The organism is Mesorhizobium sp. M1143 (assembly GCF_040318435.1).
In the GTDB taxonomy this organism is placed as follows: domain Bacteria; phylum Pseudomonadota; class Alphaproteobacteria; order Rhizobiales; family Rhizobiaceae; genus Mesorhizobium.
Genome location: NZ_JAMYMJ010000001.1, coordinates 288,863 through 301,143, shown reverse-complemented (window position 1 = coordinate 301,143; position 12,281 = coordinate 288,863). Strand labels below are relative to the sequence as shown.

Genomic DNA, 12,281 nt, shown 5'->3' with positions numbered 1-12,281 from the left:
AGCGGTCGTGCCAAGCAGGCAGATCACCGCGACGAGGGCCGCCACGAGCCAGCCGTTCAGCATGTGTTGACGCATTGTCTTCCCTCCGCCGCCCGCAGAATCGGATGTGAAGGCAACCATTGGATGTCGCGCAGCGCATCGCCCGCGCGGGGGATGTTACATAAGCGCAAGCTTGGCAGAATCGACGATGTCAACTTTCGGTTGGAATCGGCTTCGGCTTGCCGTCGCTATCAAGCGCCACCATGACGAAATCGGCGTGGGTGACCTTCTCCATCAGGTCGGAGAGGTAGCGCTGCGCCCACGCCTCGACCTTGAGCGTCATGGAGGTGCGGCCGACGCGCTCGACATGGGTGTAGATGCACAGCGTGTCGCCGATCTTCATCGCTTTGGCGAAGGACATTTCCTTGACAGCCGCCGTCACCACGCGGCCCTTGGCCCGCTCGGCCGCACGGATGCCGCAGGCAAGATCCATCTGCGCCATCACCCAACCGCCAAAGATGTCGCCGGCCGCATTTGCATCGGCCGGCATGGCGAGCGTACGCAAGGTCAGATCACCGATCGGCCGTCCGTCCGCGTAATGCACCATCCGAGATTCCCCTGAAGCGATAGCCCTTGATCCCGTAGCGTCATGGACCCAAGAGGTCAACGCGACGGGCGAGGCTCCCGGCGCAATGTCGGTTCCATGGTGGCTTTTCCGACCAGGCGTCTCACGGTCGCTTTTTTCACAAGCCATGCCGGAAGCCGCAGGGGCGCGGCCAAGCCGTCGCGGATAGGCTGCGCTCAGTTTTGCGGAGCCGCTAACACCAATCATGCAGACTTATGACTTCATCATCGTCGGCTCCGGCTCGGCCGGCTCGGTTCTGGCCGACAGGCTGTCGATTTCGGGCCGCTTCTCCGTGCTGGTGCTGGAGGCCGGCGGCAGCGACCGCCGCTTTTATGTCCAGATGCCGCTCGGCTACGGCAAGACCTTCTTCGATCCGGCGGTCAACTGGAACTACAAGCCCGAGCCGGACCCCGGCCTTGCCGGCAATGTCGACCATTGGCCGCGCGGCAAGCTGCTTGGCGGCTCCAGCTCGATCAACGCCATGGTCTGGATCCGTGGCGCGCGCGAGGACTTTGACGACTGGCGCGATGCCGGAAATCCCGGCTGGGGCTATGACGATCTGTTGCCGGGCTTCAAGGCGCTCGAGGACAATGAGGCCGGCGCCGACAAATGGCGCGGCACCGGCGGGCCGCTGCATATCACCGACACGACGAACGCCGTCCATCCGCTGACCAGGCGCTATCTCGCCGCCGGCCAGCAGGCAGGGCTGCCACTCAACCCCGACTTCAACGGCGCCGCCCAGGAAGGCGTCGGCACCTACCAGATCTCGACCAGGAATGGTCGCCGCATGTCGGCCGCGCGCGCATTCCTGCGCCCGGCGATGAAGCGCAAAAACGTCCGCGTCGAGACGAATGCGCTGGCGAGCAGGATCCTGTTCGAGGGCAAGCGCGCCGTCGGCATCGAATATCTGCAGAATGGCGAGACCAAGACGGCGCGGGCCGGCCGCGAAGTCATCCTGTCCGCCGGCTCGATCAACTCGCCGCAGCTCTTGCAACTGTCCGGCGTCGGTCCCTCCGCACTGCTCAAGGGGCTTGGCATCCCGGTCGTCCACGCCAACGAAAATGTCGGCGCGCATCTGCAGGACCATGTCGGCATCAACTATACCTTCAAGGGAAACGTGCCGACGCTCAACCAAATCTTGCGGCCCTGGTGGGGCAAGCTGCTGGTTGGCATGCAGTACATCCTCACCCGCTCCGGCCCGCTGTCGCTGTCGATGAACCATGGCGGCGGCTTCTTCCGAACCGACCCGGCGTTTTCGCGCCCCAACATGCAGCTTTATTTCCAGGCTTTCTCGACCGTCATTCCGAAGAGCGGCGAGCGGCCGATCCTGACGCCAGATCCGTGGCCGGGCTTTTCCATCGGCCTCTCCAACTGCCGCCCGTCCAGCCGCGGCGAGATCATGATCCGCTCCAGCAATCCGCTGGACTATCCCAGGATCGTCGCCAACGCCTATTCCACCAACGCCGATGTCGACGAGATGCTGGCGGCGGTGAAATTCGTGCGCAAGATAGCCTCGATGCCCGCCATGGCCGAGATCATCACTGAGGAGGTTTTGCCAGGCCCATCGATCCAATCGGATGCCGACCTGATCCAGGATTTCAGGAAGCGCTCAGGCACCGTCTATCACCCGGTCTCGACCTGCCGCATGGGGCCGGACGCCGGGGCCGCCGTCGTCGACCCGCGCCTGAAAGTGCACGGGCTCGAAGGTCTGCGTGTCATCGACGCCTCGATCTTTCCCGCCAACATCACCGGCAACACCAACGCCGCCTCGGTCATGACCGGATGGAAGGGCGCCGAACTGGTTCTGGAGGACCAAAAATGAAGATCACCGACGTCAAGACCTGGGTAGTCGGCAACCCGCCGCCCGGCATCGGCGGCAAGTATTTCATCTTCGTCAAGCTGACCACCGATGGCGGCGTCGTCGGTTACGGCGAGGCCTACAACGCCACCTTCTCGGCTCACATAACAGCGAAGCTGGTCGAGGACATGGCCGAGCGTTACCTGATCGGCCACGATCCGCATGACATCGAGACCTTCTTCCGCCGCGCCTATTCCTCAGGATTTACCCAGCGCCCCGACGTTACCGGCATGGGCTGTTTCTCGGCGCTGGAAATGGCCTGCTGGGACATTGTCGGCAAGGAAGCCGACAAGCCGGTCTACAAACTGCTCGGCGGCCAGGTGCACGAGACGCTGCGCTCCTACACCTATCTCTACCCGCACACCGGCAGCGTCCATTCGGAGGACGCGCCGGACGGCAGGAACGTCTATAACGACCCTGAACTGGCGGCGGCCTGCGCGCTCGAATATGTCGAGCAGGGGTTCAACGCCGTCAAGCTTGACCCGGCCGGTCCTTACACCGCCTTCGACGGCCACCAGCCGCGCCTGATCGACATCGATGTCTCCACCCGCATGGTCAAGGCGATCCGCGAAGCCGTCGGCACCCGCGCCGATATTCTGTTCGGCACGCATGGCCAGTTCACCGCGTCGGGTGCGCTGCGGATGGCACGCGCGATCGAGCCCTACGATCCCTTGTGGTTCGAAGAGCCGGTGCCGCCCGACATGCCCGAAGTGATGGCTCAGGTGGCGCGAGGCACGTCGATCCCGATCGCCACCGGCGAGCGGCTAACGACCAAGTTCGAATTCGCCCGAATCATCGAGAACCGCGCCGCCACCATCCTGCAACCGGACCTTGGCCGTTCCGGCGGCATTCTCGAAACCAAGAAGATCGCCGCCATGGCCGAGGCATACCACATCCAGATCGCGCCGCACTGCTATTGCGGGCCGATCGTCGGCGCCGCCAACATCCAGCTGGCGGTGACGCTGCCCAATTTCCTCATCCTGGAATCGCTGAAGCAGTGGGACGGTTTCCACGCCACGCTCTTGAAGAAGAAGATCGAGTGGCAGGACGGCAATGTCATTCCGTCGAAGGAGCCCGGCCTCGGCGTCGAGCTCAACGAGGCGGTCTGCGAGGCGCATCCCTACACCGGCAAGGACCTGCATTTGCAGATGATGCAAATGCCGCTGATGCCGTGAGCGAACGTTACGCCTTCATCGGCCTTGGCCATCTCGGCGGCAACCTCGCCGCCAGCCTGTTGCGCAACGGTTTTGTCGTCATCGTCTTCGACCGCGACCCCGCCGCCGTCGAGCGCCTGGTTGCGCTCGGCGCCATCGCAGCGAACAGCCCGGCTGAAGCGGCAGCGCTAGCCGGCAACGCCATCACATGCCTGCCCTCGCCCAAGGTCAGTGAAGCGGTGCTGGCTGGTCCCGGTGGACTGCTGGAAGGATTGCCCAAGGGCGGCACATGGATCGAGATGTCGACGAATGGCCGCGACGAGATTCTGCGCCTCGCCGCCCTCGCCTCGGCCAAGGGCGTCGAAACGCTTGAGTGCCCGGTCACCGGCGGCGTGCATCTGGCCGCGGTCGGAAAGATCACCGCGCTTGTCGGCGGCGATGCTGCGCTTTACGAGCGCCATCGTCCGGCCATCGAAGCGATGTGCGCAAAGTCGTTCCTGATGGGTCCGGTCGGCTCGGCGGCGGTGATCAAGGTCATCACCAACATGCTGGCCTTCATCCATCTCGTCGCCGCCGGCGAGGCGCTGATGTTGGCCAAGCAAGGCGGCCTCGACCTCGCGCAATCCTACCACGCCATCGTCGCCTCCTCCGGCAACAGCTTCGTCCATGAGACCGAAAGCCAGCTCATCCTCAACGGCTCCTACGACATTGGCTTCACCATGGACCTGGCACTGAAGGACCTCGGCTTTGCGCTTGCGATGGGCAGGGAGTTCAGACTGCCACTCCAACTGGCGCCGCTTGTGAGTGAGATTTTCCTGATGGGCAAACAGGAATATGGCGGCGGCGCCTGGTCGACCCAGATCGTCAAACTGCTCGAGGATGCCGTCGACATGGATCTGCGCGCGCCCGGTTTCCCAGCCAAGCTGGAAAGCTAAGCCGGGTAAATATGTCCTGCGATTTCAGGCCCTTGGCCGGTTCGCCGGAATCGCCGCTCAAACCACCTGAATCAATCCCTCAACGCCTTGATTCAATATCTCAGCGTCAGCGCTCCGGGCAGGATCTCAAACGTCGCGGGTATACGCCCCGGCGACTCGCCATCTATGTCGACCAGCGCGCCGTTCTTCTCGACATCGCCGATAGGTTCGACCACCACTTTCCGGCCACGCAATATGGTGATGGCCGGATGGTTGCGGTGCCGGCCGCCATAGAGCAGCCGAATATCCCAGATCAGCTTCAGCTTGCCGGCCGCGCGCAGGATGACGATGTCGAACTGGCCGTCGGCGAGTTCGGCGTCCGGGGCGATCATCATGCCGCCGCCGAAGAACTTTCCGTTGGCAACCGCCACCAGCGCCATGCGCGCCTCGACCGGGGTGCCATCGTCGACGGTGATCCTGACGTCCTGGAAGCGGTAGCGGATGAACTCGACCACGGTGCGCCAGAAAAACAGCGCCTTGGCCGACATCCTGCCCTTGCGCTTGTCGGCATTGACCGCACGGTCCGTGGCGCCGGACAGGCCGAGGCTGGCGATATTGATGAAGTGCCGGCTGGCCAGCGCGCCATGGTCGTCGATGTAGCAGATGCGCCCGGCATCGACCTTGCGCGCCTTGGCTTCGGCGATCCGCTTCAACGCCGCATCCACCTCTTTCGGCAGGCCAAGTCCGCGCGCGAAATCGATGCCGGTGCCGCAAGGCAGCAAGGCAAGTTCGGTTGTCCGGCCGCTCTCATCGAATGCCTGCAGCAATCCGTCGGCCACCTCGCTGGCGGTGCCGTCGCCGCCGGCCGCGATCACCAGCCCGAAGCCGCTTGCCGCGAGGTCGAGCGCCAGCCTTTCGGCGTCGCCCTCGGCCTGCGTCTCGCGCAGCTCGAATTCGCCGAAATGCTTTTTCAGCGATGCGGCGACCTCCGGCCAATGCCGTTTCAGCCGGCCGCCGCCGGCAATCGGATTGAGCACCACCCCGACTTTCAATGCGCACCCTCCCCGCACCGAGCCGATAGGCTCGATGCTTTGCCTGCATTGAAGCCCGCGCCAGCCGGCGGAGCAAGGGGCACAGCCGATCAGGCGCCAAAAAGCCGGCGGGCTGTCTAATGCAGCTGGAGTCGAAATTCCGAGCTTTGTGGCAAACGATCCCCGATAATCCCGTTATCCACAGGCTCACGCCCATTCCCCAAAACCCTTACCCGGCGTAAGTTTAACCATCTCAGGCGGCTACCGATCGCCACGCCGAAAGGCAAAGCGAAAAGGCGGATTTCCTGAGGCCCGTACGGCCCGAAGCGAGAGCAGGCTTGCTTGTTCGAGGGACGGATGCCGAGACCTACGGGGCCGCGGAAAGCGTGCGAACGCCAACGGCGGACCGATGCTGCCATGAAGGACGGCGAAAACCTTCGATGGCGCGCCGAACGAAGCTCGCAAGGGTGGAGAACGGCGTGGTCTGGAACGGGCACTGCCTTCGGGCGGTGACTGGCAGGACCGTCAAAATCAAGGCCGGCATGGCGCGACGACTTTGCGGAAGTTGCTGCCGCGACCGTGTCCTGATCTCACAGGGAGGCGCTGGGAGAAATCCCGGCGCCGACTGTCTTTTGGGCCAAGGTCCGGTCGGCGAAGCGACGCGTAAGAAGCCGATACTTTGCTGGAACGAGATTTCGGCGCTGACGGAACCATCTTCATCACCAGGCGCGATCAGCAATTCACCGACATGATCCCGCGCCTGATCGACAGAGGCGTGTCCTTCGTCGAGATCGGTGGCAATGACGCGATCATGCTCACCGTGCTTTCGGCGGCAGACTTCGCTCCGCCCGAAGGCGCCCGGGCGCTGTTCAGCCAACCGTTCCGATCGATCCGGCCACCCGTCGCACCGGGCTGATCGTCGCCGTGCGCAAGCTGCACATCGTGCTGCCGGCGCTGTTCGAAGCAGGCGCGAGGCTGGAGCGCGTCTACAACTGAAGCCGCGCCCTGCACCGCGGCCTGCCCGGCGGGCCAAGCTACTTCTTCGGGCCGATGCCCGGGATCAAATTGAGGCCAGCGTTTATATATTCCGGCCGTATGGCGCCGCTGATGAGCGTGAAGGTGGCGAGCATGATGCTGGCCAGCGCACCGTCATGCCATGGCCTGAGGGCCAGCGCGTTGACGGCATAGGCCCAGAATGGGAAGGCGAGCATCGACATGACGATGTTGGCTCCCGGAGCCTCCGCATTGTCGGCTGAATCGCTGACCGATTTCAGATACACCGGCGTCATCGCCAGCGCGACGATCAACATGATCCATGAAATGGTCCAGACGCTGATACCGGCCATTTCAATCTTATAGATGGCTGCCTGCACCTTACCCGGAATGTCCCCCGGATTGCCTTTGGTCTCTTCCGCCACCGCATCGGTCAACGCCTTGGCAACCGGCTGCTCAGTGGCATTGACCAGGATGGAGTTGACGAAGATGAAAAATGCCACGACTTCGGCAGGCACGTACTTCGCAACCCGGTCGAGATAGCCATCGCCGCCTTTCGATCCTTGATCTTCTTGCTTGTCATCGTCGACGCCGAGCGGAGCATCGCCTGGAATACCCTCGAGCGTTGATTCCCTTTTCGGCACAGGCTCGGCGGACCGGACAATTCTTCCCATGACAAACCCCTCCTATATTGTTGTATCGCCCCGTGAGTATCGTAGTAGAAAACCGGGCCAAGAAACAGTTGTCGCGGCCATAGCCGACAAGATTTATTCAGGCTTCTTACTGCAAATGCATCACGCCCCCGCCCTATTGCTACCGGGTGTCTCGAAATCCACCTGTAGTGAGCGGTACCCAAAAACGCATCCCCCGCCTCATCGCGTGATCGCGGCCAAAATCCCGCCTTGTTCGCGCGCGATGGAAGGACTGGCTGCCGGGGGGCAATCCGAAGGACAAGACCGTGCTCAAGACCGCCCTTGTCGCCATGACCATTGTCGGCTGCGACTGCGACGCCAAGCTTTGCGAATATATCGGCGAGACGCCGGCGAAGTGGGCGACCATCGCCGACTGCGAAGCGGCGATGAAAAGCCAGATGCTGCACCAGAAGAACTTCGACTATCCGCTGGTCTCCGGCATATGCCGCAGCAAGGGGTCGGCGTCTTCTTCGCAACTGGCGGCGGCCGCATCCCGCCCGGAACTGAAGCCGGCCAGCCGGAATGTCCAAACCCCGTTGCCGCCGGAACTGAGCCATCGGCCGAGCGTTTCCGTCGGCTCCCCGACGACGGCCATGGAGGCAGCAGCGGCACGGCCGGTCGCCTACGAGCAAGTGGTCGATGGCGGAACAGGCGTGCTCTACCGCACCAGGAACGGCTACGCCGTGGTCAAGACAGATCTCGGCCGCGTCGCGTCGGCAACGGTCGGCATGGCCAAGCGGTCCGCGAACTGGCTGGCAGGCCTGGTGTCGAGCGGGTTGTGAGCGGCCTGCCGGTCGGACCGTACCACGCTGTCGCACTGCCGTTGAAAACTCTAGATAGATGCATGATGGTGTCAGCATCGACACGCAGGAGCGCCATTTCATGAAGCATGCAGTTCGAACCGTGCTGTCCCTGGTGCTGGCCTTGGCGCCGATTCCGGCCGGTGCGCAGGATTCCGGCCAGGGCGGCGACAAGGTTGTAGGCATCGCCAGGGACGATCCGGACATGGCGGCGGCCATTGCGCAGGCGCGCGCCAGCCTCGATGAATTCCTGTCCTTGTCGGATGCGCCGCCAGCCGGGACAACCAGCTACAAATTGAAGGTCGAGGTCAGGGACGGAGACGCCTCGGAGCATTTCTGGATCATCCCCTTCCACAAGACCGCGACCGGATTTGCAGGAACATTGGCCAATGAGCCGCAAGCGGTGCACAATGTCGTGGCCGGCCAGGAACTCGAATTCAACCGGGACGATATTTCCGACTGGGGCTACACCAGAAACGGTCGCCAGGTCGGCAGCTTCACCGTCTGCGTGATGTTCAAGACGATGGCGCAAGAAGACGTCGAATATTATCGCCAGAACTACGGCTTCGCCTGCTGACGCGCGGCAGCCTGGCTAATGCATGCGCCCAAACAGGACCGCCGTTTTGGAGCAACGATATGCATGAAAACAAGACCTGAAGCGCGTCGCATGAATTCGTTTCGACGCGCGGCGCTTTAGGCCTCGCCATCCGTCGCGCCGATCTTGCGCACCAGCGCCGCGGTCGCCAAGATCGCGCCCATATCGGCGATCATCGGCGCGATGTGCTTGGTGTAATCGAGCGGCACGGAAATGGCGGGCAGTTCGAAGAAATTCTTCGGCTGCGGCAAGAGCAGGAAACCATCGCTGCCATTAAGTGCCACCCGCGCCGGATCATCGCGCCATGTCTCGTGCAGCCATTTCAGCGCCTGCGCCAGCCGGCCGCTCACCAGCGGCTGCGCGGCGGCGACATTGTCGGTGCGAAATTCGTAGTCGCCGTCGAGCAGCGGATCGCCGCTGGACAGTTCCTCCATCTTGCCGGCGAAGATGCCGCGGAAGAAACCGACCACCGTGTTGCTGCGGCGCGTCGCGACCAAAATGCCGGGGAACGGCGCGATCGTCTCGAACGCAACGATGGCGCCCTTGAAGACCGTCGACGAGCCTTTGCCCGAACCTTGGCGCAACTCCGCCTCGTAGAGCTCGAACGGAAAATCCTCGTAGCGGCCTGACACGATGTCGTCGAAGCTCTGCCGGTTGAAGGCGCCGACCACGGCGCGCGGCAGCCGGTCGAAGGAATTCGGCGTCACGCTGTGCAGATAGCGCACATCCCTGATGAAGCCGAAGATGATCGGCAGCAGCGTGTCACGGAACGATTGCTGCAGCCGCGTCGCCGGCCTGATCGCCAGGAAGTACAGCAGCAGCGCCGCGAAGAAACCGCCGACATAGAGGAACACATGCGGCGTCGAGAACCATTGCTCGTTCAAGTCGGCGACCTTGTTGAACAGCCAGGCCACCAGCACGACAAAAACCAGCAGCAGCCCCAGAAACACCGGCACCCGCCAGCGCACCTGGCGGCAGGCCGAAGCCCGTCCAGCCTCATAGATCTCGATATTCTTCCTGATGCCGGCGACCACCGCTTCATCAGGCATGAACTCAGCTGCTTCCATCGCCCCCTCGCAAAGTCCTATTACACCTATGATAACGGGAAAGTTGTCAGTCGCCAAAGATCGCCTTCAGCCTGGCCTCGACCTTGCCCTTCATCCGGCCAGTCAGCGCCTCGACCGGAACCAGCCGCTCATGCCCGCCTGCGCGCAGCCGCATGAAGGGATGCATCCGGTAGCCGGCGATCGCGCCGCGCTTGCCGAGATCGGCGCTGACATCGACGACGAAAATGCCGGCGATGCGGCCGGGCCAGGGCTGCCGCGCCAGCGCCGTGCCGAGGAAGTCGCCAAGCCCGTAAGCCACGAGCGTCTTGCCGACCCATTGCACCGGCTGCACGACATGGGCGTGGTGCCCGGCAATCAGCCCCACGCCGTGACCGGCCAGCAACTTCGCCAGCGTTTGCGTTTGCGGCTGCGGAAAATGCCGGAACTCCCAGTCCCAGTGCGGCACCGCACAGGTGAGATCGATGTTCTTGTCGGCCGCGCCTCTCGGCCATGCCGCCGGATCGCTTTGCATCGAGACAAGCTCGGTGAATGGCCCGGCGTCGCCATTGCGCCACAGTGTGAAGGCGGCAAAGCCGATCGTCAGCGGCCCGGCCTTGACCTGCTCGACCGGTCCTTTTTTCGCGGTGCCGATGGTGCGGATGCCAAGCCGCTTCAGCGCCGCAGCCGTCTCGTCGAAACCGGCGACGCCCTGGTCGAGCACATGGTTGTTGGCCAGCGACAGCACGAGCTTTTCACGCGCGATGCCTACGGCGGCAAGCGCCGCGGCAAGAAACCGCTCGCTCATCGCATGGTGCGTGCCAAGCCGCGTGCCGAGCGCCACGCTCGGCCGCTCGACGACCGGACTTTCGCAATTGCCGATCACCAGATCGGCTGAGCCCAAGAGTTTTGCGATTTCCGGATCGCACTCCGGCGCACTACGGTTGGCCACCGCCGAAATATCGCCGACAAAGGCCAGCCGCACCTTCCGCCCTGGCGGTGGATCAATGAGTGTCGTTGCCGCGATCGGCGCAAAATCCCTGACATCGCCGCCAAGCGACGGCTTCAGGAAGCGCGGCAGCCATGACAGTTTGTAGGAAAGCGGATAGTTCGACACGCGACGCCCAATCGTTTGCCCAATCGGTTAGCTTGTGTAGACGGTCTGCCCGGGGAGTGTCGACCGTCAGTCCTTGAAACACTGCCGCCGGCAGACACGGCGCCAAATGCGTGTAATGTCTGCGCATCACATAGTGGAGGGATGAGATGACACGTTTTGCAGGCCTGCTGGCGTCCGCCTTCCTCCTGTTGCTGCCGCTATCTTCGGCCCGCGCCGCCGCGCCCAAAGCGGCAACCGCTTTGGTCGAGGCCAAAACGGTGACCGAGCGCAACCGTGCGCTCACAACGCTTGAGTCTGCAGCGAAAGGCGATCCGGCGTCAGCCTACGCCGCCGGCGCCGGCGAATTCTTCACCGCCCTGGAAATCCTGGCCGGCGGCCTGCACCGCCACGGGTTCGAAAGCCCGCAATCCTTCATGCTGCCGCTGATGCGGCTGCCGATTCCGGACAATCCCAATCCCGAACCGCTGACCTATGAGCAGTTCCGCGCCATCCTGGTCGCCTTTCGCGACCGGTTGGAACGGTCGGCGGCGACACTGGGTTCGGTGCCCGCGGGAGCCGATATCGGCATGGTCGTCGACCTCACCCATGCCGGGATCGATCTCAACGAGGACGGTGCCATCGCGCCGGATGAAAGCATGGCCGCGATTATGGCCTCGCTGTCGCGCGGCGGTATCTCGTCGGACGGCGCCGCTCCCTCGCTCACATTCCGCTTCGACCGGGCCGACGGTTTCTGGCTGCAGGGCTATGCCGAGTTCCTGATGGCGCAGGCCGATTTCTGGCTGGCGCATGATTTCAGGACCATGTTCGACGGCTCGTTCCACATGCTGTTCCCGCGCGCCAAACTGCCGCTGCAGGACGTTCTGGTGCCTCCCGCCGGGGACATGGGCAGCAGCATCTTCTCATCGGAATGGCGCATCGCGGATTTCATCTCCATGGTTCACCTCGTCAACTGGCCGGTGGTCGAGCCCGAGCGACGTCAAGCGGCGCGCCGCCATCTGCTCGAAATGATCCGGCTGTCGCGCCAGAACTGGAAGGCGATCCGCGCCGAGACCGACAATGACCGCGAATGGCTGCCGGGACCGCAGCAGAAGGGCGAGAACCCGCTCACCGGGCTCGAAGTCGGCGAGGAGCAGGTCGAGGCCTGGCTCGCCACTCTGACCATGGCCGAAGACCTTTTGGAAGGCCGCAAGCTGCTGCCGCATTTCCGCATCACGGCCAGCACCGGCCAGGGCATCAACATGAAGCGTTTCTTCGAAGAACCGAAGCCTTTCGACCTCGTACTGTCGATTACCGGCCCGGCCATCGCGCCCTACCTCGAGAGCGGTGAGATCGTGACCAGCGGCGAGTTCGACCAGATCCAGCGTCAGTTCGGTGGCGGTGGGTTTTTGACCTTCGCGCTGTGGTTCAATTGAACAGGTGGGCCGGCTTTGCGTGACACAGCTCCTGACACCCTTGTGTCAGGAGCTTCGACCCGCTTAGT

General features: G+C 63.3%; 12 protein-coding genes. 7 read left to right on the top strand and 5 right to left on the bottom strand.

Translation table 11 applies throughout. The annotated features are described in order from the left end of the window. Nucleotides 1–190: 190 nt before the first annotated feature. On the bottom strand, nucleotides 191–586 hold the full coding sequence (locus NKH35_RS01515) for an acyl-CoA thioesterase (RefSeq protein ID WP_023671995.1): 396 nt from the start codon (nucleotides 584–586) through the stop codon (nucleotides 191–193). Nucleotides 587–809: 223 nt separating this feature from the next. Between NKH35_RS01515 and NKH35_RS01510 the strand changes: the two genes are divergently transcribed. The 3 genes from NKH35_RS01510 to NKH35_RS01500 are packed head-to-tail and all read left to right on the top strand — an operon-like array spanning nucleotide 810 to nucleotide 4,551. After that, nucleotides 810–2,426, top strand: a complete 1,617-nt coding sequence (locus NKH35_RS01510; protein WP_023823427.1) for a GMC family oxidoreductase — start codon at nucleotides 810–812, stop codon at nucleotides 2,424–2,426. After that, nucleotides 2,423–3,637 (top strand): mandelate racemase/muconate lactonizing enzyme family protein, encoded by a 1,215-nt coding sequence (locus NKH35_RS01505; protein WP_023711165.1) that lies wholly within the window; start codon nucleotides 2,423–2,425, stop codon nucleotides 3,635–3,637. Before NKH35_RS01510 ends, NKH35_RS01505 begins: the two co-directional genes overlap by 4 nt. Next, the gene (locus NKH35_RS01500; protein WP_023728216.1) at nucleotides 3,634–4,551 is read left to right on the top strand and encodes an NAD(P)-dependent oxidoreductase; all 918 of its coding nucleotides are present in this window, start codon (nucleotides 3,634–3,636) and stop codon (nucleotides 4,549–4,551) included. The genes NKH35_RS01505 and NKH35_RS01500 overlap by 4 nt, the downstream gene beginning before the upstream one ends. A gap of 92 nt (nucleotides 4,552–4,643) precedes the next feature. Here the strand turns inward: NKH35_RS01500 and NKH35_RS01495 are convergent, their stop codons facing one another. Beyond that, entirely contained in the window at nucleotides 4,644–5,582 is a 939-nt protein-coding gene (locus tag NKH35_RS01495) for a diacylglycerol/lipid kinase family protein (protein WP_023733332.1), read from the bottom strand. A 658-nt stretch (nucleotides 5,583–6,240) separates the two neighbouring features. Here NKH35_RS01495 and NKH35_RS01490 point away from each other — a divergent pair. Next, a complete protein-coding gene (locus tag NKH35_RS01490; RefSeq protein ID WP_023733333.1) occupies nucleotides 6,241–6,477 on the top strand; it encodes a hypothetical protein in 237 nt (78 codons plus the stop codon). 118 nt (nucleotides 6,478–6,595) lie between these two features. Here NKH35_RS01490 and NKH35_RS01485 read toward each other — a convergent pair whose 3' ends face one another. Next, nucleotides 6,596–7,228, bottom strand: coding sequence for a hypothetical protein (locus tag NKH35_RS01485; protein WP_023733334.1), 633 nt, complete (start codon nucleotides 7,226–7,228; stop codon nucleotides 6,596–6,598). A gap of 284 nt (nucleotides 7,229–7,512) precedes the next feature. Here NKH35_RS01485 and NKH35_RS01480 point away from each other — a divergent pair, with 284 nt between their 5' ends. Continuing rightward, nucleotides 7,513–8,028: a hypothetical protein gene (locus NKH35_RS01480; RefSeq protein WP_352913165.1), complete on the top strand. Its 516-nt coding sequence runs from the start codon at nucleotides 7,513–7,515 to the stop codon at nucleotides 8,026–8,028. A gap of 100 nt (nucleotides 8,029–8,128) precedes the next feature. Continuing rightward, the gene (locus tag NKH35_RS01475; protein ID WP_352913163.1) at nucleotides 8,129–8,623 is read left to right on the top strand and encodes a YegJ family protein; all 495 of its coding nucleotides are present in this window, start codon (nucleotides 8,129–8,131) and stop codon (nucleotides 8,621–8,623) included. A 116-nt stretch (nucleotides 8,624–8,739) separates the two neighbouring features. Here the strand turns inward: NKH35_RS01475 and NKH35_RS01470 are convergent, their stop codons facing one another. Next, nucleotides 8,740–9,708 (bottom strand): hypothetical protein, encoded by a 969-nt coding sequence (locus NKH35_RS01470; RefSeq protein ID WP_352913162.1) that lies wholly within the window; start codon nucleotides 9,706–9,708, stop codon nucleotides 8,740–8,742. A 46-nt stretch (nucleotides 9,709–9,754) separates the two neighbouring features. Next, complete coding sequence (locus NKH35_RS01465) at nucleotides 9,755–10,801, bottom strand: CapA family protein (RefSeq protein WP_352913160.1); 1,047 nt, start codon at nucleotides 10,799–10,801, stop codon at nucleotides 9,755–9,757. A gap of 146 nt (nucleotides 10,802–10,947) precedes the next feature. Between NKH35_RS01465 and NKH35_RS01460 the strand changes: the two genes are divergently transcribed. Then, on the top strand, nucleotides 10,948–12,213 hold the full coding sequence (locus NKH35_RS01460) for a hypothetical protein (RefSeq protein WP_352913158.1): 1,266 nt from the start codon (nucleotides 10,948–10,950) through the stop codon (nucleotides 12,211–12,213). Nucleotides 12,214–12,281: the final 68 nt, after the last annotated feature.